At 41.2% G+C, this 24,880-nt stretch carries 22 protein-coding genes and 1 pseudogene; 9 read left to right on the top strand and 14 right to left on the bottom strand.

Annotated elements, in window-relative coordinates:
• Window positions 1-2: 2 nt before the first annotated feature.
• The 3 genes and pseudogenes from ACN0T8_RS10375 to ACN0T8_RS10365 form a co-directional block, all read right to left on the bottom strand.
• The gene (locus ACN0T8_RS10375) at window positions 3-1,238 is read right to left on the bottom strand and encodes an OFA family MFS transporter (RefSeq protein ID WP_417880548.1); all 1,236 of its coding nucleotides are present in this window, start codon (window positions 1,236-1,238) and stop codon (window positions 3-5) included.
• Window positions 1,239-1,342: 104 nt separating this feature from the next.
• Entirely contained in the window at window positions 1,343-2,371 is a 1,029-nt protein-coding gene (locus tag ACN0T8_RS10370; RefSeq protein WP_417880547.1) for a methionine synthase, read from the bottom strand.
• A pseudogene (locus ACN0T8_RS10365) lies at window positions 2,310-3,336 on the bottom strand (putative oxygenase MesX). Before ACN0T8_RS10365 ends, ACN0T8_RS10370 begins: the two are co-directional and overlap by 62 nt.
• Before the next feature lie 297 nt (window positions 3,337-3,633).
• Here ACN0T8_RS10365 and arsH point away from each other — a divergent pair.
• The gene (arsH, locus tag ACN0T8_RS10360) at window positions 3,634-4,356 is read left to right on the top strand and encodes an arsenical resistance protein ArsH (protein ID WP_417880546.1); all 723 of its coding nucleotides are present in this window, start codon (window positions 3,634-3,636) and stop codon (window positions 4,354-4,356) included.
• Window positions 4,357-4,459: 103 nt separating this feature from the next.
• On the opposite strand, the gene ACN0T8_RS10355 is transcribed toward arsH, so the two are convergent.
• The 3 genes from ACN0T8_RS10355 to ACN0T8_RS10345 form a co-directional block, all read right to left on the bottom strand.
• Window positions 4,460-5,509: an HlyD family secretion protein gene (locus ACN0T8_RS10355; RefSeq protein ID WP_417880545.1), complete on the bottom strand. Its 1,050-nt coding sequence runs from the start codon at window positions 5,507-5,509 to the stop codon at window positions 4,460-4,462.
• Between the two features lie 65 nt (window positions 5,510-5,574).
• On the bottom strand, window positions 5,575-7,068 hold the full coding sequence (locus ACN0T8_RS10350; protein WP_417880544.1) for an MFS transporter: 1,494 nt from the start codon (window positions 7,066-7,068) through the stop codon (window positions 5,575-5,577).
• On the bottom strand, window positions 7,065-8,546 hold the full coding sequence (locus tag ACN0T8_RS10345) for an efflux transporter outer membrane subunit (RefSeq protein ID WP_417880543.1): 1,482 nt from the start codon (window positions 8,544-8,546) through the stop codon (window positions 7,065-7,067). Before ACN0T8_RS10345 ends, ACN0T8_RS10350 begins: the two co-directional genes overlap by 4 nt.
• 140 nt (window positions 8,547-8,686) lie before the next feature.
• Between ACN0T8_RS10345 and ACN0T8_RS10340 the strand changes: the two genes are divergently transcribed.
• Entirely contained in the window at window positions 8,687-9,343 is a 657-nt protein-coding gene (locus tag ACN0T8_RS10340; RefSeq protein ID WP_417880542.1) for a TetR/AcrR family transcriptional regulator, read from the top strand.
• Between the two features lie 45 nt (window positions 9,344-9,388).
• Here ACN0T8_RS10340 and ACN0T8_RS10335 read toward each other — a convergent pair whose 3' ends face one another.
• From ACN0T8_RS10335 to ACN0T8_RS10320, 4 genes are all read right to left on the bottom strand, one after another.
• Window positions 9,389-9,733: an aspartate/glutamate racemase family protein gene (locus tag ACN0T8_RS10335; protein ID WP_417880541.1), complete on the bottom strand. Its 345-nt coding sequence runs from the start codon at window positions 9,731-9,733 to the stop codon at window positions 9,389-9,391.
• 770 nt (window positions 9,734-10,503) lie between these two features.
• Window positions 10,504-11,802 (bottom strand): type II toxin-antitoxin system HipA family toxin, encoded by a 1,299-nt coding sequence (locus ACN0T8_RS10330; protein WP_417880540.1) that lies wholly within the window; start codon window positions 11,800-11,802, stop codon window positions 10,504-10,506.
• Window positions 11,802-12,047: a type II toxin-antitoxin system antitoxin HipB gene (gene hipB, locus ACN0T8_RS10325; protein ID WP_105902588.1), complete on the bottom strand. Its 246-nt coding sequence runs from the start codon at window positions 12,045-12,047 to the stop codon at window positions 11,802-11,804. Before hipB ends, ACN0T8_RS10330 begins: the two co-directional genes overlap by 1 nt.
• 560 nt (window positions 12,048-12,607) lie before the next feature.
• Entirely contained in the window at window positions 12,608-13,108 is a 501-nt protein-coding gene (locus ACN0T8_RS10320) for a hypothetical protein (protein ID WP_417880539.1), read from the bottom strand.
• 849 nt (window positions 13,109-13,957) lie between these two features.
• Here ACN0T8_RS10320 and ACN0T8_RS10315 point away from each other — a divergent pair.
• From ACN0T8_RS10315 to ACN0T8_RS10305, 3 genes are all read left to right on the top strand, one after another.
• Window positions 13,958-14,722: a hypothetical protein gene (locus ACN0T8_RS10315; protein ID WP_417880538.1), complete on the top strand. Its 765-nt coding sequence runs from the start codon at window positions 13,958-13,960 to the stop codon at window positions 14,720-14,722.
• A gap of 446 nt (window positions 14,723-15,168) precedes the next feature.
• The gene (locus tag ACN0T8_RS10310) at window positions 15,169-15,426 is read left to right on the top strand and encodes a type II toxin-antitoxin system Phd/YefM family antitoxin (protein WP_417880537.1); all 258 of its coding nucleotides are present in this window, start codon (window positions 15,169-15,171) and stop codon (window positions 15,424-15,426) included.
• On the top strand, window positions 15,414-15,716 hold the full coding sequence (locus tag ACN0T8_RS10305) for a type II toxin-antitoxin system RelE/ParE family toxin (protein ID WP_417880536.1): 303 nt from the start codon (window positions 15,414-15,416) through the stop codon (window positions 15,714-15,716). The genes ACN0T8_RS10310 and ACN0T8_RS10305 overlap by 13 nt, the downstream gene beginning before the upstream one ends.
• A 579-nt stretch (window positions 15,717-16,295) precedes the next feature.
• Here the strand turns inward: ACN0T8_RS10305 and ACN0T8_RS10300 are convergent.
• A complete protein-coding gene (locus tag ACN0T8_RS10300) occupies window positions 16,296-16,784 on the bottom strand; it encodes a helix-turn-helix transcriptional regulator (protein ID WP_417880535.1) in 489 nt (162 codons plus the stop codon).
• Complete coding sequence (locus tag ACN0T8_RS10295; protein WP_417880534.1) at window positions 16,781-18,130, bottom strand: type II toxin-antitoxin system HipA family toxin; 1,350 nt, start codon at window positions 18,128-18,130, stop codon at window positions 16,781-16,783. Before ACN0T8_RS10295 ends, ACN0T8_RS10300 begins: the two co-directional genes overlap by 4 nt.
• A 330-nt stretch (window positions 18,131-18,460) precedes the next feature.
• On the opposite strand from ACN0T8_RS10295, the gene ACN0T8_RS10290 reads away from it, so the two are divergent.
• The 3 genes from ACN0T8_RS10290 (at window position 18,461) to ACN0T8_RS10280 (ending at window position 22,075) form a co-directional block, all read left to right on the top strand.
• Complete coding sequence (locus ACN0T8_RS10290) at window positions 18,461-19,078, top strand: c-type cytochrome (protein WP_417880533.1); 618 nt, start codon at window positions 18,461-18,463, stop codon at window positions 19,076-19,078.
• Between the two features lie 8 nt (window positions 19,079-19,086).
• Window positions 19,087-20,121: a c-type cytochrome gene (locus ACN0T8_RS10285; RefSeq protein WP_417880532.1), complete on the top strand. Its 1,035-nt coding sequence runs from the start codon at window positions 19,087-19,089 to the stop codon at window positions 20,119-20,121.
• Between the two features lie 391 nt (window positions 20,122-20,512).
• Window positions 20,513-22,075, top strand: a complete 1,563-nt coding sequence (locus ACN0T8_RS10280) for a diguanylate cyclase (protein WP_417880574.1) — start codon at window positions 20,513-20,515, stop codon at window positions 22,073-22,075.
• A 61-nt stretch (window positions 22,076-22,136) separates the two neighbouring features.
• Here the strand turns inward: ACN0T8_RS10280 and ACN0T8_RS10275 are convergent, their stop codons facing one another.
• Entirely contained in the window at window positions 22,137-23,108 is a 972-nt protein-coding gene (locus tag ACN0T8_RS10275; protein ID WP_417880531.1) for a linear amide C-N hydrolase, read from the bottom strand.
• A gap of 373 nt (window positions 23,109-23,481) precedes the next feature.
• Between ACN0T8_RS10275 and ACN0T8_RS10270 the strand changes: the two genes are divergently transcribed.
• Complete coding sequence (locus ACN0T8_RS10270) at window positions 23,482-23,736, top strand: hypothetical protein (protein ID WP_089138403.1); 255 nt, start codon at window positions 23,482-23,484, stop codon at window positions 23,734-23,736.
• A 142-nt stretch (window positions 23,737-23,878) separates the two neighbouring features.
• Here the strand turns inward: ACN0T8_RS10270 and ACN0T8_RS10265 are convergent, their stop codons facing one another.
• Window positions 23,879-24,880 (bottom strand): LacI family DNA-binding transcriptional regulator, encoded by a 1,002-nt coding sequence (locus tag ACN0T8_RS10265; protein ID WP_417880530.1) that lies wholly within the window; start codon window positions 24,878-24,880, stop codon window positions 23,879-23,881.

Raw genomic sequence — 24,880 nt, 5'->3', positions numbered from 1 at the left:
AGTTAAGCTGTTAACTCATGAGCATCTTGAGCGCTATCATCACTCGGTTTTTTAATGACGCAGCAAATCACAGATGAAACCACAAGCAGGACTAACATCACCGCAAACACAGCGATAAAGCCGCCAAATAATGAGGCAATGACCGAGCCTGCCAAACTACCAATCCCATAGCCTAAGTAAATCGCGCCATAATTTTTAGTTAAATTATTAAGGCCAAAAAAATCACTGACAAGCGAGGGAAACACAGTGATCGCGCCGCCAAAGCTAAAAGCCACACAGGCAACGGCTATATAAAAATTGAGAGCATTCAGTTCGAAAAAACGCAGCGCCAGTACCCCTGCAAGGCAAATTAAAACTGCAAGATTCACCACGAGAATGCGTGCAAATTTGTCCGATAAAATGCCCAGCATGAAGCGTCCACTCAAATTAGCCAATGCAATCACAGCCACAGCACTCGCTGCAGCACTCACGCTAAGATGGACATAGCGATGACCAAGATCTTGTGCTACACCAATAATATACAATCCTGACATACACAAGGTTAAGAATACAAAGGCGAGCATCCAAAATTGGCTTAATTTCATTGCCTCGGCGAGTGAAAAATCGCGAGAGTTTTGTTTTACTACACTTTGTGCGCCTGTGTCTTGACTGCTTTGTTTTTGAGTCGGCGCATCATGCATCATTAGACCTGCAATAAGTATCAAGCCTGCGACAAGGCCACCCCAAACATCAAAGGTTATTGTGAGTGTGCTGTGGGTTAAAAGATAAAGATTAATATATTTAAAGCCAAGACTGCCTAAACCGTAAGCACCAATAGCGCAGGCACTCACCAGACCTTTATGCTCGGGAAATAATTTGACGCAGTTTGATAAGCTCATCAAATAACCGATGCCTACAGCGCAACCCACAAATAAACCCGCAGTGATATACAGCATCCAAAGGTGTGTCACATGTGGGATCAAAACAAGGCTTATTCCTAACATAAGACCAACGGCTATGGTCACTTTACGTACGCCAAATAGTGTTTGCAGCTTACTTGAAAGTAGTGACGCAAAAGCTAAACAGAGGCTTAAGATCCCAAAGCAAAAGGCAACGTGTTCAACACTAGTGTCAAGCCGAGTTGATAAGGGCGCGTTGAATAAACTCCAAGTATAAATTGAACCTAGCGAGAATAAGGTGAGCATGGTTCCCGCTAAGGTCCATAAACGCGTATTAAGATGTGGATGGGTTGGGCTCATAAGGCGCTCCGAGTTATTCAAGAAAAGGTGAAACATAGCTGGTGGAAACGAGGGGCAATCCACAAGCTATGTTGGTGGGTTCGAGCTATTAACGAGCGAGAAGGTTAACTTGCGATTTCATCACGTACCAGTTTTGCCCCGTCGCTCAAGGCTTTGAGTTTTTTAGACGCGACATCACGAGAAAGCGGCGCCATGCCACAATTGGTACATGGGTAGAGCTTATCGGCATCCACATATTTTAAGGCCTCGCGTAATGTATTGGCGATTTCTTCAGGGGTTTCAATGGTGTTGGTGGCCACATCAATCGCACCAACCATTACTTTTTTACCGCGGATTAATTCCAACAGTTCAATAGGTACATGCGAGTTATGACACTCTAATGAGATGATATCTATGTTTGATTGTTGTAGTTTCGGGAAAACAGCTTCGTATTGGCGCCATTCTGAGCCGAGTGTTTTTTTCCAGTCTGTGTTGGCTTTGATGCCGTAGCCGTAACAGATATGCACCGCAGTTTCACAGTTTAAACCTTCAATGGCACGTTCCAAACAAGCGATGCCCCAATCATTAACATCATCAAAGAAGACGTTAAACGCAGGTTCGTCAAATTGAATAATATCAACACCAGCGGCCTCTAATTCTTTGGCTTCTTGATTTAAGATTTTGGCAAATTCCCAAGCTAATTTCTCACGGCTGCCGTAGTGCTCATCAGCGAGCGTATCAATCATAGTCATGGGGCCAGGTAGTGCCCATTTGATCGGTTGAGTGGTTTGCTGGCGTAAAAATTTGGCATCCTCAACAAAGACGGGTTTTTTACGGCTCACAGGGCCCACAACCACAGGCACACTGGCTTCATAACGGTTACGAATTGTCACGGTTTTGCGATTTTCAAAATCAACACCGTTTAAATTTTCAATAAAGGTGGTGACAAAATGTTGGCGGGTTTGTTCACCATCACTGACAATATCGACGCCAGCATGTGCTTGTTCTTGCAGGGCAATTCGTAGGGCATCTTGTTTACCTTGTGCAAGTTCCTGCGCTTCAAGTTTCCACGGTGACCAGAGTGTTTCAGGCTCAGCAAGCCATGACGGTTTCGGAAGACTGCCAGCGGTGGAGGTTGGTAAAAGTGTTTTCATCATCATATCCTTGTTTGAGACTGGCGTAATAGGGCTTAATAAAGTGTTCTTGCGCAAATTGGCCTTGTTCGACGGCGAGGCGGCTGCGCTCTTCGCGGTCATAGACAATTTGTGTGAATGAGTGATTATTATTCGTTAAGCTGGGTTGATAATTCTCTCCAGCACTTGCATTTGCGTTATAAATTTCTGGTCGATAAATCTTTTGAAACGTTTCCATTGTGCTAATGGTGCTAATGAGTTCGAGATTCGTGTAATCATTTAAAAGATCGCCAAAAAAGAAAAAAGCAAGTGGTGCGCGGCATTGTGGCGGCATGAAGTAACGCACTTGAAGCCCCATTTTTTTGAAATATTGCTCTGTCAGTGAGGATTCATTTGGTTCATATTCAGAGCCGAGCACCGGGTGTTGGTTGGTCGTACGGCGATAGATTTTATTTTCAGATACGCTTAGGCAAATCACTGGGCGTTTGTTGAAGTGATGGTTATAAGGCTCTGAACTGACAAAGGCTTTGAAAATCAGTTGCGTGAAGCTCACCAAAGTCGTCAGGCACGCTAAATTGCGTTTTATCTTTATTATATTCGGCTAAGCGGATGCTAAAATCATAGTCGCGCACATAAGAAGAAAAGTTATTGCCAACAATGCCTTGATGACGCTGACCGGTTTTACTATCGACAATATTGGTTTGCAACACTTCAATTGATGGAAAGGATGCATCACAGCTTTGATGCTGCATGTCGACTGAAATAATATCCAGCTCAACATGGTAGCGATCACAGGTTGGGTTATCCCAATGGGCAAGTGCATTGAATCGATGATTTATCATGTTTAAGGTGTTGCGCAGGTTTTGCACACGGTTCTCACCACGAGCAAGGTTGGCGAAGTTTGTGGTGGCGCGGGTGTTTTGCGCTGGTTGATAGTTCTCATCAAAACGTATGCTTTTTATGCTAAATGAAAATTCATGACTCATAAGTGACTGCCTCTCTATCCAATTCGATAACGTGTTTAAGTTATAACCTGTACGCTGCGGCTTGGATATTTAGTTTGTTTGCAAGTCAAGATGCAGAAAATTCATGTTTGCTTTTTCAGCAGTCAAAATAGGGTGTATGAGGCGATGTCATCAAAACGAAATACAGATTTATATAGGCGGGATTGGGTGCCGCGACGAAGTTGATTCGTGCATTTAGTCGCTTGTTTTAATATCGACTTGAATATTTTGAAAGGTATGAAAAAATTTAACCTTCTTTTATCAAATGAATATCATCACATGACTGATACCAACACAAGCATGCCAGCACTTGATGCTAACCTATTAAATGATGTGAAAAGTTCGGGTTTTTGCGATCCGACACAGGTCACCCACGCGCCTAAAATTTTGATGCTGTATGGCTCATTAAGAGAGCGTTCTTATAGCCGTTTGGCTGCAGAGGAAGCGGCGCGAATCTTGCAACGTTTGGGCGCTGAGGTTCGATTTTTCAATCCGTCGGGCTTGCCATTACCGGATGATGCGCCGGATACACACCCAAAAGTTCAAGAGCTGCGCGAGTTAGTACGTTGGTGTGAAGGGATGGTTTGGTCATCACCCGAACGTCATGGCTCGATGACAAGTATCATGAAAGCACAAATTGATTGGATCCCTCTCTCGGAAGGGGCAGTGCGACCTTCGCAAGGTAAAACGCTGGCTCTAATGCAAGTGAGTGGCGGCTCTCAATCGTTTAACAGTTTGAACCAAATGCGTGTGTTAGGCCGCTGGATGCGTATGTTTACAATCCCTAATCAATCCTCTGTGCCAAAAGCTTGGTTGGAATTTGATGAGGAAGGCCGTATGAAACCCTCAGCTTATTATGATCGCATCGTGGATGTGATGGAAGAGTTGATGCGCTTCACATTATTATTGCGTGGAAATTCAGCGTTATTATCCGATAGATATAGCGAGCGCAAAGAAAGTGCTGAAGAGTTATCAAAGCGGGTTAATCAAAAAAATATATGATTTATTTATTGTTATGAGGCGATCGCTCTGCTTGTATGTTTGATGACGAATCACGGTATGGAACAAGCAGAGTGGTCGTTTTAACCCTTTATGATTTATTGAATCAATATTTTGAATCAACAGGGCTGGTTTGAATGTGTGGCACAACAGACATCCCCACGCGTAGCTTATCTATGGATGTTTGCTGCTCATCGATTTTGATGCGAACCGGCAGGCGCTGAACAATTTTAGTAAAGTTGCCCGTAGCATTGACCGGTGAAATGCTTGAATAACTCACCTGACTGGCAGGGCCAACACTATCAACAATGCCTTTAATCGTGACGCCTGGCAATGCATCTACATTCACCTCAACAGCTTGTTCTTGACGTATATTTGCCAACTGGGTTTCTCGGTAGTTGGCCGTGATATAGAGCTGATCGCTTGGCACCAAAGCGGCTAATGCTGAACCTTTATTGACAAATTCACCGACGGCAACTTTTTTCTGACCTATCACACCATCGATCGGTGCATAAACTTGCGTGTAAGATAAGTTTAGCTCCGCGCTTTCAAGGTTTGCTTTTGCAACTTCCAATGCAGCCCTTGCGCGGACGAGATCGGCTTCTAAAACTTGCTGCTGCGCTTTATTAAAATCAAGTAACGCCTTACTTTTTTCCCATGCTGCGCGTGTGATCCGTGCATTAGCATCTGCTTTTTGTTGTGCTTGGACACTGCCAGAACCGTCTTTTGCTAGGTTTCTAAAGCGTGTTCTATCAAGCTCTGCCAATGATAATGACGCCTGCTTGGCATCGACATCTGCTTTACTTTGAGCAATCGTGGTGGCTTGCTGCTTTAGTGCTGCTTTAGCGCGAGTTAGGTTTGCTTGCGCTTGGTGGACATTGGCTTGCTGCTGCGATAGTGCAACGCGAAAATCCTTATCGTCAATTTCAAACAAAAGATCGCCTTTTTTAACGGTTTGATTTTCACGAACCAGCACATGAGAAATTGTTCCTGCCACGCGAGAGCCTAAAAAACTCAAATCGGCGTCAATATATGCATCGTCTGTTGTTTGTATGCTCGCAGCAGAGTCAGGTCGATTCAGGTAAACGGCGCTGCCAACCATGAGTGTGACGCAAACCGCAGCGCTGAAAAGTTTTAGGGAACGGGTTAAAGCCATAAGAGTTTCCTTTATTAAAAATTAGAGAGTTATAAATTGTGATAGCGATAAATGATGATCGGTTATCAACTATTTTTAGGCGCTGGGATGTATGTCATATTGAGCGCCATAGGGATCATCAAGCAGGCGGTAATAGCAAATAAGTAATAGACATCAGCAACACTTAAGGTGACGGACTGTAAAGCAATTTGTTGTGCGAGGTTGTAGGGCGATTCGCTGTGAGACATCGCCGCATGACCGGTTAATAGGTTGCTGTGGTATTGGTTTCTCGTCACCATTAAGTGTCCCATCAACACGCCGCCTAGCGTGGAGCCGATAACCCGCAACGTATTAATGATGCCTGAGAAATAAGGTCCTTCTTTAGGAGCGACAACACTGGTCATCAGAAACAGCATCGAGACCACAGCCATAGGCTGACCGATTGCTTGTAACATTTGGGCAAGGTAAAACTCAGAGCGATGCCACTCAATGTTAACTTGCGCAGCAATAAAACAAGCCGCAGCTAGCGCAGCCAATCCAAGAGCAAAAACTTTGCGAGCATCCACCCACTCTTTATAGAGCAGTAAAGCCACCAATGAGCCCAAGATTAATTGCGGTAAGGCAAGTATTAATGCCAGTGGCGCAGATTGGAACACGCGATAACCTTGCACGGCCGATAGAAATGTCATCGGCAGGGCGGTGGCAGACATCATCACAATCAGCATGAATGTAAAGATTAAAGAACCCAGCCCTAAATTACCCCGGCCTAACAAGCGTAGCTCGATAAACGGGGTGGGATGGTTCCATTCACAGTTCAAAAATAACCCAAACAAAATGATGCCATTTACAAGGCACAGGGTAATTAGTTTTGAATCAAACCAATCTAATCGTTCACCTTGAGTCAGCGCAATGGTCAGCAGCGTCATGGCGATCACACCCAAAGCCATGCCCAACCAATCACCTTGGGCAAAACGGCTAAAGTTGACCGGCTCTTTGGGCGCGCCCCAATTGACTAAACCTATGGCAATGATGCATAGCGGAATAATTTGCCAGTAAGTAAGTTGCCACATATGCATGCCATCTGACCATTGACCACTGAGCCATATGGAAATATTGGGGGAAAAGGTAGCGGTCATGGCGTATAGAGCAAGGCCGTGTAAGCGAATGTGTAATGGTAGTGCCTTTAACGCCATCATCATAAGTAGTGGAACTAAGGCGCCACATGCCATGCCTTGTACAAAGCGTAACAAGATCAAAAGATCTAAGTTTTGTACAAAAGGAAGATATAGGGCAATGGCTGCTGCGATGAGAACTGCAATCGTATGAAATCGGCGTACAGATAAGGTGATCGCAAACCAAGTTGCAAATGGGGTGATCAGAATTTCACCTGCAGTGTAACTTGTGTTGATCCATGAGGCGCCATCAGATGAAAATCCTAATACGCCTTTGATATCCGTTAACCCTAGCGAACCGACGCGACTGTTTAATCCTGCCATCATGGCGCTGATAAATATGCCGACAAGTGCTGCAACTATTTTTGCAGGTAACACAGGTGGTGTTTGTGATTTATCCGAACTCATAACACTCCGCCTTCTGTCGCCTCTGCTTGCTGCCAACCACCCCCTAGGGATTTATAAAGTGTCACTAACGCGATATTTAGTTGTGTTTGGTTTTGCTGCAAACGTTGCGCCGCATGAGTAACTTGCTCATTTGACTTAATCACATCTAAATGACTCATACTGCCTTGAGCAAACGCTTTTTTTGTATGATCACGTGCCACTGACATTTGCTGATATGCGTTTTGCAGTGATTGGTGCTGTGTATACATCGCTTGAATATGAGCGAGCGCATCGTCAACTTCATGCCACGCATTTAAAACCGTTTTGCGATAATGAAGCGCTGCTTGGGTTTGCTTTTGTTCGGTTAACTTTAAGCGTTTTTTTAATGTGCCTGCTTCAAAAATGGGTAAGTAAACCGCTGGGCCAACTGAGAAGAAACCTGCATCCCAATCCGTGAGCCCTTCGGTATCAAAAGCCTCAAAACCTGCACGACCATTAAGGCTAACGCTTGGGTAAAAATTAGCCTGCGCGACACCAACCGAAGCGGTCGCTTGTTTTAATTGAGCGGAGGCACTCATAATATCAGGGCGTTGACGAGCTAAATCACCATCAAGTTTTAATGGAATATGAGAAGGCAACACAGGCATAGTTGTCTGTTTAGATAATAAAGAGCTCAGAGCTTGAGGCGCTTCGCCACTTAATAAGGCCAGCTGATTCATCAGCTGATGTGCTCTGTCTTCTAAAGGGGGGATTTGGGCCTCAAGATTGGCAACTTTAGCTTTTGCTTGAGCAACTGATGCTGCGCCAACAACACCATTGTTAAACTGACTGGTGATCATCGTCAGTGCTTGTTGGTTCAACTCAAGTTCACTTTTTGTTAATGAAAGTTGTTGTTGCGCGCCGCGTAATTCAAAGTATTGAGACACCACATTGGCTCGCAACATGACTTTTACTGCTGCCATATCGTAAACCGAAGCATTTAAACCTTGTTGAGCGCCTTCTGTTAGTTGATCTAATCGCCCCCAGAGATCGAGTTCCCATGAAATATCTATCGCAGCTTGCCAGTAAGCATTACCATCTGGTTTTGCTCCCAAGGCCGCAAATTTTCCATTATCACTGATGTTTTCTCTAACTGCTGACCCAGTTCCTGACACTTTTGGCATGTTTTGCGCATCACGAATACCAAGTTGAGCTTGCGCTTGTTCAATTCGATTAAGAGCGAGTTGCAGATCTAAATTATTGTTCTCTGCTCGCAAGACCAACTGATTTAAGGTCTCATCATTAAATTGAGTCCACCAATCTTCTGTAATCTGCGTATCCGTGAAGGTTAGAGACTGCGCGTTTGACTGAACTGTTTCCCAATCGTTGTTGACTGTGGTTAATTTCGGATCAGCTGGCGACGGTGTCACTGAGCAACCCGCAGTAAGAGCTAGCGTTATTGTTAACGCTAAAGATTTGGTGCGATGGCGGAAAAAAGAACCAGATAAGGATATATGCATAACAATCAACTCGCATTAGATTAAACTGTACCGAACTGAGCGGTACAGTTTGAAGGCAAAAAATTTGAACTGAACCGTTCGGTTCGATAATATAGGGATCATACCAACGGCTGTCAACTTTAAATCGAAAAGGATCGGCAATGTCTAAGATCGTTCTTACCCATAATGAGTTCAAAACACAGTCACTCGAATTGTCTCCTAAAGCACGTATTGTGCTTAATGCGGCTAAAAAAATATTCTTAGCGCATGGGTTTTCAGGGGCCACGACGGATATGATCCAGCGAGAGGCGGGCGTATCAAAATCAACGGTTTATGCCCATTTTAAAAATAAAGAAACACTTTTTAGCGCTGTGGTTGAGGCAGAGTGCACATCAAACTCAAGTTCATTGAAAACAATCCAGTTTATTCCTGGCAAAATTCGTAATGTATTGCTTGAAGTCGCACAAACTTATCTTGATGTTGTTCTGGCTCCTTCTGGTGCTTCATTGTCGCGCATTGTGATTGCTGAGGCTGAGCGCTTTCCTCAATTAGGTGATATATTCTATCGCGCAGGACCACAGCAAAGTATTGACCTTGTTTCTCAACTTATTGAACTTGCTATAGATCATAAAGATATTGACGGCAGGGGTAAATCAGCTGATGAGTTGGCTAAGCTCTTTATTGCCACTGTACGCAGTGAACCACAACTTTATTATTTGACTCACCCGAATGATGTACCTTCAAAAAAACGCAGAAAAGAGTGGGCGGACTTGGTGGTTGATGGCTTTTTAATGGCGTTTGAAGGAAAACCTCGATAACTGATCATGGCGCAGTTAGTTAAATTACCGCGTCATGATCCCTTGTTATTTTCTAGATGCCATGTATGCCAGTTTGATTGCAGCTTCAATGCAATCAATAACAAGGACATTTAAAAATCGACGAGCAGCTTGGATAGCAATATCATCAAAGCAAGCCATGACATAAGCATCATAACCTTGATTTAAACTTAAAAGCTCAATCGTGAGTGGTTCTGCAACTAATCGGTCTGCATAAGTTTCAATGGATAAAGGACTTTCTTTAGGGTGAATAACCTGAGCCATAGAATCTTTTGGAAGAATTTTATTGGCAATTTGTTGTGTTCTATCTGTTATGTCCTTATTGCTATTTGGGTTTATGATTAAAATATTATGTGTTGGTGAGCAGTCCATATTAATTTCCCGAAGAAATCACTCACAGTATTCAGTGAAACTTCGCACTCGGAGTACCTAGTTACGTGGTATACCAAATTCGAAGCAAAAGCATTGAGTGAACAATAATTCGTATGACAAACGGTTAAGGCTTCAAGATACTTATTGTTGTCACACTTTCTTGGGATAGCAACGTTGATAGAGCCTAAGTTACAAAATCTTTTTTGCCACACTTGGCCTCTGGTGACCACGATAAAAATGAACTTTGGAAGTGAAAACGTTTCGAACTTTTATTGTCCTCCTTTTTTCCAGCCGGTATTGATGGGTAAATAGAGTGTGATTGACACAATCTAACAGCATCTGACCTTTGGTAAGGCAAGTGTCTCAAAAGGCAGGTTTGTGCAGTATTTCTGTCTCAGGGGGAAAGTAGGGGACATTTAAGGCATTGATAAGTAATGGTTAAATGGGGAGGTGTAAAAGGTGACTAAGGGGGCACACTATTGGGGATGCTTATGACCATTTGAGCCTGACAATTATACTTTTGGGTTCATAATCTTGCCTATGTCAGGGTTCTTAATTGAGCTTTATGATCTATTCGATACAAATATAAGACCATAAAAGGTCTAAGTAAAGGGGGGGAAATTCAATAGTGAGCTTTTTGTTATTGTTAATATTTTAAAAGGCCATATACGAGCCAATAGGGTGTTTGTTGGCTCACAAAAGAGCTGATTTAGATGGAAAATGTAAAAAAGGACCAAGTGATGTAAAAAAGTAGAGCTAAGAGTTTTGATCTAGAGCTTCTTCATCATTTTCTGGGTATTATCAAAAATAGAACTTGCGATATGCTTGGGAAAGTTCTCAGGCAATCTAGCACTTACTTGTAATATTGCTTTTGGTAAGGCATTTTTCATTTCATTCATGATCTCTTGCATCGTATCTTGGCTAAAATTGATGGCTTTAGCGGTATCCAAAAAGTGGTGAGGCAGGATTTTACTGATTTCATACATTTTGCCTTTTGTTGCTTTCAATCCCATCGACAGCTTTAGCTTTCTGATATTGAGTCCTTTTCCTCCCAGTAGTGGGTAGGCTGACAAAATATCGTAGAATGGGGTGAGTCTATAGCTCCCTCCTTTATCAATATAGATCGAAACGTTTTTAGCGTGTCCATCTGTGGCACCAATGAGCCATTGAAATACTTGAAATCTCATGAAGTTATAGCGGTCTTCTATGGCGTTGCTTGAGCCCATTAACAGCGCCATTATTTTTTCTATCCCTGGGCCGCCTTGAGATTCATATTTAATCGACGATGGCATTCCAAATACTTGGCAAATATCTTCTTGAGGCAAACGTAGTAATTTTGTTTTGTCTTTTGTCCAGCGCCTATCAAACCGCTCCACAGCTAAAGCTTTAATGTTGTCTGTTTGGATTATATCAACGTTGGGAACGGTGAATCCCATCGCCCTAGCTAACTCGATACAAAGGTACTCGTTTTCTACGCTATCTTTGAGATCGAGTGTCGCGTTAGCTTGCTGAATTTCCCCGATAGGTAATTTGATAATGTGGGTCGTCGGCGTGTTACCTTTGGGTAGACACCATTGCCCATTAAAGCGTAGTAGCGCCGTTTTCTCTTGAACGCCTGCGACTGAGATCCTAAAGTCTTCCTCTTCGAGCATCCCAAGCGGAATATCAGATTTGTATGCACAAAGAATAGATTCAAGTTTTTGGTCTTCAAGTACTTCGTAGTTAAGCGGTTCTGTTATATAAGGCAACTCTGGAGGAAGTAAAGTAATGGCACCAACACTGTCTCTTCCAATTTCTTTTAGGAGATCAAATGGTTGTTTAGATGGTGCCTTGTACCTTGCAACGATTCTATCTCTGACTTGAGGGCTATCTGGCAGAAGATTGTCAAAAAAGTTTATCACTGCATCGGAGGTGATGGTTGGTAATTGAAGCTTTAACGACAATGATAGTGGGCGACTCGCCGCATTGGTTATCCAGTTTTTATCATATTGAAAAGTATGAGCACCATTCTTATGTTTTTCTAAAGTGCCAACAAGTTCACCATTCATGTATGCGATTAGTTTTTGCATTACCAACTCTCATCATTTTCATCTAACGAAGCTGCCTGTGATTTTTCTTGGATACTCAATGTTAGATCCATAGCCTGAACAATCTTAAAGAAAGTAGAAAGGGTTGTTTTGTTAGGGGTATTTTCGAAGTTCGAGATCGTTGCTTGTTTGATACCGACTTTTTTTGCCAGTTCAGATTGTGTCCATCCATTCTTTTGACGTATCAGTAGCATCATATCGGCTAATTGTTTTGGACTATATATCATTGGTTTTTGCTCTCTGGATAGCGTTAGGTCGGCCTAAATAGATGTGATTATCCTTTAGTGAGGATAAATAAAAGTATATCCCTAGAAGAGGATAAAGTCCAAATTATCCTCTAGTGGGGATATGGTATGTTCAAGGGACATTTCTTGCCCATGCAAGGTAATTACGTCTGTTTGATAATAGGTTGTATTTGTAACTTGTCGTCCTTTAGGTTGAGTACAGTGAATTCCCATTTCATGAACTAAAAGGAAATCAAATGATGGCTTTGACTGACTATCAAACTATAGTTCAGAATTTTGTATTTAACCGACTAGATAATTTACTTTGGTGTAAGTTATCAAATTTTAAGCTATACAGGATTAGCAACATGTAGCATGAGAAAATATATGGAAAAAGAAAATCATTGTAGCCGTTGCAAGGTTACTAGCTAACGCATTTTGGAGCATGCTCGTGACAGAAGTGATTGGCCTGACACGAGCGTGGACATTTTTGAGTTACCGATTTTACTAATTTAGTAAATTATGGATTAGTTGACGTGTGGGAAAGTAACGCTCTGTTAGAATTATATTTGCTGAAAAGTCTCAACTTTAGTGCTTATTCTTTTCCAAACAAGACCAGTTTGATAATTACTCTTTTTAGTGTCTAGTTCGTACAAGCCTCTAAAACGGTATAGAACATCACCTAAGTTACCTTTTACTTTTGCAAAAACTATCCGCTTATGTTTATATTTTTCTTTGTTTTCGAGGTGCATTAATACATGCTTTTTAGCGGCTTCTTCTTCATGCCTTTCAATGATTATATTTTCATCATCAGAAATTACATTATTCCACACACCATTTGGAAATAATTTAGGGAACCATAGAATGGTATCAGAATGATAAGGATGATGTGTTCCCGCACGTTGAAACCCCAAGTAACTATGTCCGAAGCAATTACAAGCATCTTTTATAGTTTTAAAAGCTACATTATCTGATGTTGAGATATAGCCAAGCTTAACATACGTTTCAGGGTTGAATTCAGCATCAATATCCCAATCAGTAAAATCACACCTTAACTTTAACATTTTAATCTTGTTAATAATTTCTTCAATCTGGGAATTTATCTCATCTAATGACTTTGTGACATCTACACGTAAAATTTCATGTCCTGTAGCATTTATAATATCAAGTTCACGTATTTCACCCCATCAAGATAGTAGACCAAAATATATTCAACTTTTTCATTATATAAATGACCATCAAATATCAATCTTGTAGATGTAGCCAGCGTCATATTTTTTAAGGTATGATCCTTTATTCGCACATTTTTGCATTTAACGATTTTATTACCAACATTGACATAAATGTCCGTTTTATCAGAAAAGAACGTCGGTTCAAATTTGTCAGAACTGCTGAAATTCCTGCTGAGATATTTGATGAGATCGCGATAGCGTGGTGTAAAAGAAGGAAGCTTCAAGGAGTGTTGGGCGGTCCTGTAGGAAATGAATGGGGTAGTCCTAATTCCGATTACGATTGAGCCTTTTAGTTGAAAATGCCAGGACGAAGGCTGTCCAACACCATTTATGGTGCTGGCGGCTAAACCAGATCTGTCCATCTTTGAGTTAGCTGATGTGGCTAGCTCAGATCTGCCCCAAAACCACTTAGATTAAATGCACTACAAGTTCTAGGAGGGCGTTTTCCCAACTAAAAATTATCTGAAACTAGCTGTTGTCAAAATTATACTCGACAGAGCGATCTAGCCCTACTGATAGATATTATCTTATTGATTTATCGTTGAAGATTAAAAAGAGAGAAAGCATTATTGTCCCTAAAGTATGGACTGTCGCCGTAAAGAAAGCGTTATGTATCCGAGTATATGCACCATATGTGCTTTCTAGTAGAATGCTAAAAGATTTGATTTAGTAGAAGTGTGAATGCCTAGTAAAGTTGTATCTCTCGCGGAATACCGAGAGCGATTAAAAAAAGAAGAAACCAGAGTTGCATGGGCTGATTTTCCGCCAGTTTTCATCTTTTGTCCTCTTGGTTCGGCTAAGGAGCATGAAAGGTATGAGGATGCAAAGAAAAATGGCAGCAATGACGCAGCATTGCAACTAGTTAAAGATATTGTTCCTCAAGAAAAAATTGAAGAACTGCGAGCTGTTGTTCAGGAAAGGAGTGCCTTGATACTCCCTGTTCATGCTATCGAAGAGTTTGGCACCAATAAGATTCCAGCGGCTCTAGCTTATTATTTAGCCGCAACTCTAAAGCTTGAGTTGTGCGGTGATATCGTTCAAGCGAATAAGCCACAAAGAACAGATAAAGGTGCATTTTATCGTCTATCTCAATATCCTTTCTTCGATGGAGATGTACAGCAAGGCGGTAATTATGTTATCTTGGATGATACTTTATCGATGGGTGGAACTTTAATTTCACTCAGAGGTTACATAGAAAATAAGGGTGGTCACGTTATATTGGCAGTAGCCTTGACGGGACACGAAGGAGCTCTTCACTTAACATTAAAGAAGCGATGCTCAAAGCTATACAGAACAAGCACGGAGACGAACTTGATGAATGGTGGAAAAGCGAAGTTGGCTTTGGTGTGGACAAAACTCACACAAGGTGAAGCAGGGCACCTCAAGAAAGCCCCAAGCGTTGAAGAAATCCGAAATAGAATCCTTGCGGACAGACCTGAAGAGTAGTTTTTCAGATTTTGCACGGCTCGATTCTGAGTTAGCAGAAGCTTAATAGAGTTATGTTGATTCAAAGCTCACGTAAGCACGTGGGCTTTTTTGTGGAAAAAAAACATATCACAGGTATGGATTAAGGTGTTGTACAGCCAACATAAAATCCATTTTCCATACTTGAAGTTATTCATGGGTTGCTAATATTTAATTCTCTGAAATTCATTTCATTGTTTGAAAGCACTTTATTGTTTGTGTACACACAAACTTGAAACACATCTTTTGCTAAATCAACACCAATAATAGTAGAATTATTCATAACTGTTTGACTCCCAATAAAAATTTATTAGCAGGTTAAGTTTAGCTGAGGAGAGGGAGTCTAATTATCTGTTAGCCGTCATGGAGCTTGCTATACTCAAAGTGATAGAATAGTATCACTTTAGTATTCCTTTGGAGCAGCTTTCATGAAAGTAGAACTAGTTACATCACTTAAACGTCAAGCAACTAAGATCCTCTCCGATCTCCACGACACCAAAGAACCAGTGTTAATTACCGAGCATGGTAAGCCATCCGCGTATCTAGTTGATGTTGATGATTACGAGTTTATGCAAAATCGTTTGTCTATTCTTGAGGGTATTTCACGAGGTGAACGCGCACTAGCTGGCGGTAAAGTAGTAAGTCATGATGAAGCCAAGGACAAAATGTCAAAATGGTTGAAATAATCTGGGCTGAGCCAGCGTTATCTGACCTCAACGATATCGCTGAATACATCGCACTTGAAAATATCGTAGCTGCAAATCAATTAGTACAAACGATCTTCTCTAAAGTCGAACGCCTACAAACTTTCCCAAAATCAGGTCGTATTCCACCCGAACTAGAACATTTAAGTTATCGTGAAGTTGTCGTTAATCCATGTCGTATTTTCTATAAACAAGACGGTGATAAAGTGTTTATTCTGTTTGTTATGCGTACTGAGAGAGATTTACGTAAGTTTCTGTTGAGTAAGCAATAACCTTTGGGAATGAGAGACTTACAAACTGTTTAAGAGTTATTCGTAACACGTGGTATTTTCACTATGCGTTGAGTTTAGTGTTTAAGGTGGTCTGCGGAAGTATCAGTATTGCTCACACCTTAACGCTGAGTTACTTTCCCATACATCAACTAATCCGTAATTTATTAAATGAGTAAAATCGAATCGGTAGCTAAAAATTGTCCAGAGGCTTTACAGGCTGATTTTTTACCCGTGGGCACTTTCTAGCTCGAAAGTGTCCACGCTCGTGTCAGGCCAATCACTTCTGTCACGAGCATGCCCCATTTCAATTCAGTCCCCTCACTCACGGCGTTCCTGAGTATCGACGTTTGCCCTAATTTACCTAACAAATTAATACCAGTTTAGTTGTATCTGACTGGTTAAATGTCTAAAGGATAATTCAGTGGGGAAACAGAGATTATCTTTCTTCTGGATAATTCTGGATAAGTTCGTTACATTATTTTTTCATTCGGTATAAGGATTTACTCGAGTATTTATGAAGTTTTGTGACGAAACGTTGGGCCCTCCAATACTGGCATATGCACACAATTATTCTCAATATCATTTATTATGACTACTTAATACGGAATGCAATAAGCTACTAGAAACTGGTATTAACCCTACTTTTAGTCCGAAGGGCTTAAACGCTTTATCAAGAATATCTGTTTTAAAAACTCCACGGTCGTTCTCTATCTCAGATATGGTTTTTCTTGAAACACCAACCATTTTGGCGAATGTATCTTGTTTGACACCTAATACACTGATCCGTAGCTCTTTAAGGGCTTGTCCTTGTGTTAGCTCACCCATTAATAAGGTTCGAATAACTTCACTTATTTTGTACTGCCTTTCTGATGTAGGTATTGATGGTGCGTGTTTAGACGCTCTCTTTTTCTCTGTTTCAACGTATTCAATTGAGCTATTAATGGGGGATTGTGGCTGCTCTATCGTTTTTAAACGTTGATTTCTTGAGCGAAGTCGAGCTATAGCCTCATGTGCTGATTCTGCTGATGAATTACTTGAACCGTTGGTATTTTTTTTGTTAGTACTCATACTAGCCCCCATTTTGTCAGTCTTATAGCAATGAAATCCATACCAATGGCTGGCATATCTAAAATCTGCTTTGGTACGCCTCTTTCTTCTAACCTTTCTTTTAAAGCAAGGCAGTTTTTTGCTAGTTCTTTAAGTTCGTTTAATAATATTTCTTTAGGAACTAAATCTGATAATGAATTTGCTATACCATCAAAATCATACTCACCACCGACTTCTAAAGGTGATTTCCATTTGGTTGTTCTTGGTATGCCATCAGGGTCGGCTTTCATTGGTGCAAAGTCATAAATTGGAGCGAGTTTGATATAACCGTCTCCTTTAATGAAGGAGGTGTTTCTCCCATGATTGTCACTATTACCAAATAGAATATTGAGCAAGTCTCGCTTTACCCATTCAATGACAAAACCTTGAACGTCAAATTGAAATCCTTGCTCAGTAACCATATGACTATTCGTTATTTTATAAATCAGCTGTCGAATGGTCTCTTCATGGTCGAGAAGGCTGCCAGGCCCTTTATTCAAAATGGAGTAAACGGATTCCATAGCATAACGCTGAATATTCTGCTCATCATCAATATATATATCGAATCTTGGTAGCCAAAGAGAAGGGTAATTGGCACCTTCTTCCAACCGCATAGACTCAATAGGAATGGTATCGATGCCTAGGTTTGTTAGTTCATGGTAATAGTAAAATTCAGCGCGTAAAATATTGCAGTCTATTTGCCCTCGAGCACCTCTAGGATATTTTACTAAATAGTGTAAATCTTGATTTGTAATATCGTCTTGAAAACTATCAATCCAGATTTTACCGTCGTTAGAACAACGTAGTAATAACTTGGGCGCTTCACCACCAGCACCGGTTGCACCGCCAGCCGCAGCACCTCTTTCTTGGGCATAATCTAAGAAGTCACTGGCTCGGTCGATAACATCACTAATTGCAAACAAGAGCGAATCTGATTTCTCAGTCCGCTCTGGTAGGGATTCTTTTATTCGAAGGTTACCAACAGGGGAGATAGTGCCATATTTCAACAGAATGAAGTTTTGCTGTTCAATAGAGAGATCTTCAATATCAAGCTGTTTGACCCAAAAACGTCGACTTGCACCGCTTGGCATAATGTCGTCAAGAAATCTTAACCAACCCGAACGACCCATATCATCAAAGAAGAAATTAACCGGGTAATTAATTGAAACGGCATGCATGTCATCTTTCTCGAAGTGAGCGAGTGCATACTCTTTGTGATAGTGAATCTCTGTAGTGACAAAATTACCTTGATCACTTTTAGGAAAAGTAATTTGTGCAATATCAGACCATACTCTGAGTATGTAGGCTTGTATCGTTAGTGATTCCATAACAACCCCCTAAATGATTATGTGTATTATTCTACTCATAAACCATAATTTACTCAATATCTGTAACCTAAAGTTGTCACTAAATCTTGTTTGGCTGCCTCGAATTTTCAATTGCTAAAAGCTGATTTCTAACGCATGATTCTATCGCAGACTGCTCTGGTCGTGTTGATAACGCAGCCGTGATCTATGAAAAGTAAGTTGCTTTTAATGATCTTGCTAGTCACAACGTGGGAAGGCTTGGATATATATAAATATGTGGTAATCCACAATATTTTTAACTCTCAACACTATTTACAATGTCATTCATAAATAATAACAATGTGAGTGAAAATGTTAAAATTCATCCCAATAGCAGTGGCAAGCTTTTTGCTGGCGCTCCCGTCAGCCCATGTCATTGCGTCACCCATTCCAGAAAAAGCACAAATGTGTAGTAGTTGTCATGGGACCGATGGCATGGGTCAAATCAACATTGCCCCTATGATCGCAAGTTTAAATGCAGACTACCTCAATAATCAAATTAAACTATTCCTAAGTGGAGAGCGTAAAAATGCCACTATGCAAGGTATGGCAAAGCAATTAAGCGATCCGAAAGATCGTGAAGAAGTGATGGCGTATTTTTCTAACCTTCCGAGCTATGATTTTACTAATTTGGAACATCGTGGTGATCAAGCCGACATTCAAAGTCCTTATCGTAAATTAATCTTTCAAGGGGATTGGAAGCGTAATATACCGGCTTGTGCAACGTGTCACGGAGCAAGCGGAATGGGTGTCGATAAGTTTCCTCGATTAGCGAGTCAGCATGCCGATTACTTGAAGGCACAATTAATGGCTTGGAAGCATGGTACGCGTAGTGGTGATCCATTGAATATTATGGGGTCTATCGCAAAGAATCTCACCGATAAGGAAATCGAGAATCTTGCCTATTACTTTGCCTCATTACGTTATTAGGAACAGACATGAAACTTTTATCCTCTTTATTCGTGGTATCGACTCTTCCGGCTATAGCCGTTGCTAATGACACATTACCTGACCGACAAACTGAGTTACCAGCAGTAAAAAAACAACAGCATGGTGAGTATTTGCAACCGCGAGATCTCAGTACCATTCCAAATACGCCTTTTGGTGACAAAGTAAAACGTGGCTACTCACTATTCGTGAACTCTCAGCAAATGCGAGGCACTTACGTAGGTAATGAGCAAAATTGTGTGAACTGCCACATGGCCGCTGGCCGAAAAGCCAATGCTGCACCGTTGTGGGCCGCTTATATGGCTTATCCTGCTTATCGAAAAAAGAATGACAAAGTCAATAGTTACGCCGACCGTATTCAAGGTTGCTTTACCTATTCAATGAATGGCAAAGCACCGGCTTATGACTCGCCTGAGATCATTGCGCTTAGTGCTTACGCTTATTGGTTATCAATGGGAGCATTATTAGATGGTTATGATATGGAGAAAGCGCCGATCCCAGAGCTAGATGATAAAGCGTTGCAAGTCGGTGGTAAGGCAGAAGACTTCCCACTTCCCGATGCGATTGCACAAGCATTACCTATTGAAGAGCGAAGTAAACTGGCTGGGCGAGGTTATCCTAAAATCGCGGCGCCAGAGCAAACACCATCCCCAGAGAGAGGGGCCTCTGTATATGAAAAAAACTGTGCAACTTGTCATAGCGCAGATGGCTCGGGAATAAAAGATAAGAATGGGCATTCATACATACCACCGCTTTGGGGGAAAAATGCTTATAACTGGGGAGCTGGTATGCACCGTATTAACACCGCAGCGTATTTTATTTATGAAAATATGCCATTAGGTAAAAGCGTACAGTTGTCTGAGCAAGAAGCCTGGGATGTGGCAGCCTACGTAAATAGTCATGAAAGGCCACAAGACCCACGTTTTAAAGGGAGTGTGGAAAGTAATGCCAAACAATATCACCAACACCAAGGCTATTATGGAAAAACGATTGATGGTAAGACGCTAGGGAATAATGCGTTTTAAATAATGCTGATGGGCAATTCTTTTACCGTTTTGCCTATCATTAACATCGGGTAAAGTAAGGCCATCAATTAAAGATTCCTACCCTTCAATCAAGCAGTCTGCAACATTTTCGTTCATTAACAGTCGAGTTCTTTGCAGTTGTTCTACATTTCGCTCTGGTCTATTTTTCAGTAGATTTCGAGTCCATTCATTATCTCTCTGTTCTGTCCCTCGCGCTCTAAAAAAGCCAGTGATTGCTGGTGCTGAAGGTTGAGAGGGTATTTCATATTTTTAACGTTTTGTTGTCGAATCACGTATTTGAGTTAATATAGATCGGTGAGTGACAAGGTATTTTATATCGAATGTAAAAGTCATGATTTAACTTATGGAGTATATGAAAGAAATGAAACAGGTGAGGGATAAGTTAAATCTGAGGAAATTAATTCTGTGTCTAGGTATGTTCAGTGTACTCGTCACTTTTCTTAATTCTTTTCACTCCATATATCGAGTTCAGCATGAGTTAGTAGTTAACAATACCATAGAGTCCAACCGTGTATATGCGGTTAAAATGGCGGAGGTGACGGATACTTTTATTGATGCTGCTTTATCCCAATTAGAGTACAGCGCATCGATAATCAGCCGCAAAATGTTTGATCCGCTTGTATTGCAGCAAGAGGTGAATCGATTGAGGACTCAAACCAATGCTTTCAATTCTGTCGTAATCGTGAATGCGGACGGGGTTATCATATCAGTCTCACCAGAAACCATTGGAGTGAAAGGTGTTCAATTAACGGAAGAACGCGCGTTACAATCGCTAAATGCAAAAACGCCACTTATCACGAACCCATTTGTCTCTCCTGTTGGTAATTATTTGATAAGCATGTCGTATCCTATCTTTTCTGAAAACGGCGATTATTTAGGCTATGTTGCGGGAACCATCTATCTGACTCAAAAAAATATATTAAGAACAATTCTGGGACAGCATAGTTACAAAGATGGGTCATATTTATATGTTGTCGATAAGCATCAGACGTTGATTTATCACCCTGATCCGACGCGAATTGGAGAAGTTCTTACTAAGAATGAAGCAATAAGAGCGGTAAGTAGTGGAGAGGAAGGAGGAAAGGCCATCGTTAACTTGCAAGGTGTTGAGATGCTCTCTGGATATGCTCCCGTAAAGCATGCTGGCTGGGGTATTATTGTAGAGAAGCCAGAAGAGCTTGTTTGGCCTATACTTAACGAGCAAATGTGGCAGATGTTTATAGGGTCACTCCCAATTAGTTTTCTTATATTTTTGATTATTTGGGTTTCTTCGATTTTTATATCGAAACCTTTATGGCAATTAGCCAGTGTAGTCAAAAGTTTTGAAAGCCATAACTTTACCAAGCAAGATTTAAATGAAGTGAAGCCTTGGTATTTTGAAGCGTCATATTTGAAAAACTCATTTCTCAGAACGTTAAATAATGTATCCAGCACTATTGATCAGCTGCACCTAGATGCTTTAACTGATCCCATGACGGGGCTCGTAAACCGCAGAGGTCTAAATAAGGCGATTGATACCTTTCGAGAGCAAAAAATTCCATTTTCTGTGCTTGCTTTGGATCTTGATTACTTTAAAAAAGTGAATGATAGCTTTGGTCATGATGTAGGCGATGCTTTATTGGTCAGTGTGGCAAGTATGATCAGGGCTCAGGCACGAGAAGTCGATATTGTTTGCCGCTCTGGTGGTGAAGAGTTTATCGTTTTCTTAGTCGGAATGGACATACATCAGGCTAAGTTCGTTGCCGAGAGAATTCGTAAATCTATTGCGTCAAACAAATTTGAGGTCGTCGGCCATGTTACAATTTCTATCGGAGTGTCTCATTGGCTAGCAGAAGATAAGCCGATTAGCGCGACCCTTAAAGGTGCCGATGATGCTCTTTATCAAGCTAAACATAATGGTAGGAATCGCACCGAACTCGATCTCATCAAGTGAGAGGCTTGAAATTAATATTTCAGAAATATTAATTTTGCCTCCCTCTTTTAATTTTTAGAATTTAGATACCTGCAAAAATAAAAGGGTCTGAGTCAATAAACGAATCAGCCATGTTTCCTGAAAAGAGACCATTATTAATAGCCAGTTTCTTAACGGGTTGTTTTTCATCAAAGTTTAAAGCATTCATATCAACCCAGAAAGTATTAGGGTTAGAGGTTGTTTCAAAGTAATACCGTAAATTTTTATGATCGGAAACAGAACGCCACCGAGTAGAAGATAAGTTTGGCTCGTTATCTGAATGGATACCCAGAGGAACGGATACATTGCGAATAACACTAAAAACACCGGCTATTGCTGTTCTTGTGTCACTTACTTTGGGGATGACATCGATATAAAAAGAAGCTCTTACAAACCTATCTGCGGCGCGGTTAGTACCTGGCAACATAGTAAAACCACCTATCTGCTGCCAATACTCGTTTAGTGCTAACTGTTGATTAAAAACAGGAGAGTTTGTCATTACATTGTATTGTCTACTATGGTGAATCACTAGTTTTCCATCAATATATTCAAAAATGGCACTATCACCAATAGAGTCAGATATCGAGAGGTGCAGAGTAGCAAAACGTTGAGTACCTGGAATATCAGCCGACACAATCACAAAAGGTTCTTTTTTTAGAGCTTCAACCGTTTCTGAAACCGTTGCGTAGTTATCTAAAACATACTGCACCCACGCAGAGACAGACAACCCTGGCATTTGACCTTTGTATTCTGGGTAATTAGCTTCTGCTAACCATAACAAGTTTGCGACTAAACCTTTTTCATTCATGCCATCCGTACTTGACATATTAAATGCGCTAGTAATCAAACTGCCGTAACGGGAAGTCCACACGATAGAATTTTCGCCTACCGAACCATTCCGTTCGATACCTCGAGGAAATACCCACATACAAGCTGGTATTTCATCTCGCCAGTCCATAGAGCGAGCGGTCACTATCATTTCATTGTCACCATGATAAACGATGCGTGTACACATGTATTTTCCCCACTTAATTTGAGATTGATAAGTTGCCTTTTATTCGATTGATTACTCTTTTACTCATCAGTTAATGTTAAACAGCACAGCTTTTCCGAAAAATCTAATCTTCTTCATAAACTATGATAGTTAACTATCTTATTTACAACCAGTAAAGCGCAATGAGATTGCTAAGCCAAGTTTTTGCGATTGATGTGCGTGCCTATGCCATTACGTCGAATCACTACCATTTGGTGTTACAGGTTACTTTCAGTGGCATCGTGAATGTCAGTGGAATAGCGAATTTGGCTGAGATAGTTCTTTAAGTGAGAATTTTTTATTAAGTCAATACAGTGGTAAAATTGTGGCTGTATTTGTTAAATGGAGGTAAATAATGAACGGTAATTGGGCTAATGTATTTCCGTATCTTGCTGGCGCTTTAAAGTTAATTGTATTAGCTATTGGTGCTTACTTCGCCATTAAATGGCATTTTGATGAAGATAGAAGAGTGAGAGAAGAAGCCGGTGTGGTATTTGATAAACCAACCATTATGAAAAAATTGGCAATGGTACTCGCGATCCCAGTCCTTCTGATTGTCCTTATCTTTTTATCGATTTATTCCACTAACTGGATACTCGACCATTATTAAAGGTAATTAGGGTAGAGGACGAACTGATCCGTCCTATCAGTTTTAGACATTGAGTTAAGTAAGTACAATCACGAACGAGGTTGTCGCTTAATACGATGCCCAGTCATGACGGTAGATTGCGATAAAAACAATCAGCTAATAACTAACGAACAGACCTTGTGCTGTCACTCACTACCAATTGATGGGGCACAAATTGACGCGGCTCGGTGTTTTTGTCGCCATGGATTAAGCGATATAACGTTTGTGCAGCTATCATCCCTGATTGTTTGTAGTCGTAAAACAATGTTGTGAGCTTGGGATTGTAATACTGGGCTAATAATCCACCACCCACGCCGCAGACACTGATCTGCTCTGGGACACGGATATTTTGCTCCATCAGGTAATTTATCGCGCCAATGGCCATTTTATCATTGGCGGCAAAAAGCGCATGAGGCAGTGCAGAAGAGGTTTGTATTATCTGTTGGCAGGCTTTGTAGCCCCCTTCTGGGGTAAAGTCGCCTTGGGCGTAATACTCATCACAAATAACGAGGTTGTGAGCCTGTAATGCATTTAAATAGCCTTGTTTTCGACACTGCCCGACCGCAATATCGCGCTCATCGACACCAATAAAGGCAATGCGCTGGTGGCCATGTTCAATCAAGTACTCGGTCATGCAGTATGCCGCTTGGGTTTCATCAAATAACACACATGGCGTATCATCCAGTGACGTTTGCCCCATGATCACTAAAGGAATGGCCAATTTTGCAAATGCCTGTTGATGCGCTTTTGTCAGCTCAGTAGCAATTAAAATAATGCCATCCACTTGTTTTTGTTTGAACACATCAAGAAATTCTAATTCTTTTTCAAGGCTGTGATTGGTGTTGGCCAATAATAAGCTGTAGCCCTTGGCAGAAAAATACTCATCAATACCTAAGACATTATCGCTAGAGGAAGTGGCGTTAATTTTGGGTAAAATCACCCCAATGGTATGGCTTTTTTTACTGTGCAGCGCTTTTGCAAATGCATTGGGTCGATACCCAGTGTCATCAAGTATTTTTTGCACTCGTTGACGAACTTCTTCTTTGACATAACCAGATGAATTGATCACCCGCGAGACACTCGCGGGTGAAGTGTTGGCTAGTGTGGCGATTTCTTTTATATTCAA

Origin of the sequence: Vibrio sp. (assembly GCF_048266485.1) — a bacterium.
Taxonomy (GTDB): Bacteria; Pseudomonadota; Gammaproteobacteria; order Enterobacterales; family Vibrionaceae; genus Vibrio.
This window is presented reverse-complemented; position numbering and strand designations above follow the sequence as displayed.

Coding starts and splice junctions, on each gene's coding strand:
- ACN0T8_RS10315 (WP_417880538.1), top strand. CDS start 13,958: ATGCCTAGTAAAGTTGTATCTCTCGCGGAATACCGAGAGCGATTAAAA.
- ACN0T8_RS10340 (WP_417880542.1), top strand. CDS start 8,687: ATGTCTAAGATCGTTCTTACCCATAATGAGTTCAAAACACAGTCACTC.
- ACN0T8_RS10330 (WP_417880540.1), bottom strand. CDS start 11,802: ATGCAAAAACTAATCGCATACATGAATGGTGAACTTGTTGGCACTTTA.
- ACN0T8_RS10295 (WP_417880534.1), bottom strand. CDS start 18,130: ATGGAATCACTAACGATACAAGCCTACATACTCAGAGTATGGTCTGAT.
- ACN0T8_RS10305 (WP_417880536.1), top strand. CDS start 15,414: ATGGTTGAAATAATCTGGGCTGAGCCAGCGTTATCTGACCTCAACGAT.
- ACN0T8_RS10290 (WP_417880533.1), top strand. CDS start 18,461: ATGTTAAAATTCATCCCAATAGCAGTGGCAAGCTTTTTGCTGGCGCTC.
- ACN0T8_RS10335 (WP_417880541.1), bottom strand. CDS start 9,733: ATGGACTGCTCACCAACACATAATATTTTAATCATAAACCCAAATAGC.
- ACN0T8_RS10370 (WP_417880547.1), bottom strand. CDS start 2,371: ATGAAAACACTTTTACCAACCTCCACCGCTGGCAGTCTTCCGAAACCG.
- ACN0T8_RS10300 (WP_417880535.1), bottom strand. CDS start 16,784: ATGAGTACTAACAAAAAAAATACCAACGGTTCAAGTAATTCATCAGCA.
- ACN0T8_RS10375 (WP_417880548.1), bottom strand. CDS start 1,238: ATGAGCCCAACCCATCCACATCTTAATACGCGTTTATGGACCTTAGCG.
- hipB (WP_105902588.1), bottom strand. CDS start 12,047: ATGATATATAGTCCAAAACAATTAGCCGATATGATGCTACTGATACGT.
- ACN0T8_RS10320 (WP_417880539.1), bottom strand. CDS start 13,108: ATGTTAAAGTTAAGGTGTGATTTTACTGATTGGGATATTGATGCTGAA.
- ACN0T8_RS10310 (WP_417880537.1), top strand. CDS start 15,169: ATGAAAGTAGAACTAGTTACATCACTTAAACGTCAAGCAACTAAGATC.
- ACN0T8_RS10355 (WP_417880545.1), bottom strand. CDS start 5,509: ATGGCTTTAACCCGTTCCCTAAAACTTTTCAGCGCTGCGGTTTGCGTC.
- ACN0T8_RS10270 (WP_089138403.1), top strand. CDS start 23,482: ATGAACGGTAATTGGGCTAATGTATTTCCGTATCTTGCTGGCGCTTTA.
- ACN0T8_RS10275 (WP_417880531.1), bottom strand. CDS start 23,108: ATGTGTACACGCATCGTTTATCATGGTGACAATGAAATGATAGTGACC.
- ACN0T8_RS10345 (WP_417880543.1), bottom strand. CDS start 8,546: ATGCATATATCCTTATCTGGTTCTTTTTTCCGCCATCGCACCAAATCT.
- ACN0T8_RS10350 (WP_417880544.1), bottom strand. CDS start 7,068: ATGAGTTCGGATAAATCACAAACACCACCTGTGTTACCTGCAAAAATA.
- ACN0T8_RS10285 (WP_417880532.1), top strand. CDS start 19,087: ATGAAACTTTTATCCTCTTTATTCGTGGTATCGACTCTTCCGGCTATA.
- arsH (WP_417880546.1), top strand. CDS start 3,634: ATGACTGATACCAACACAAGCATGCCAGCACTTGATGCTAACCTATTA.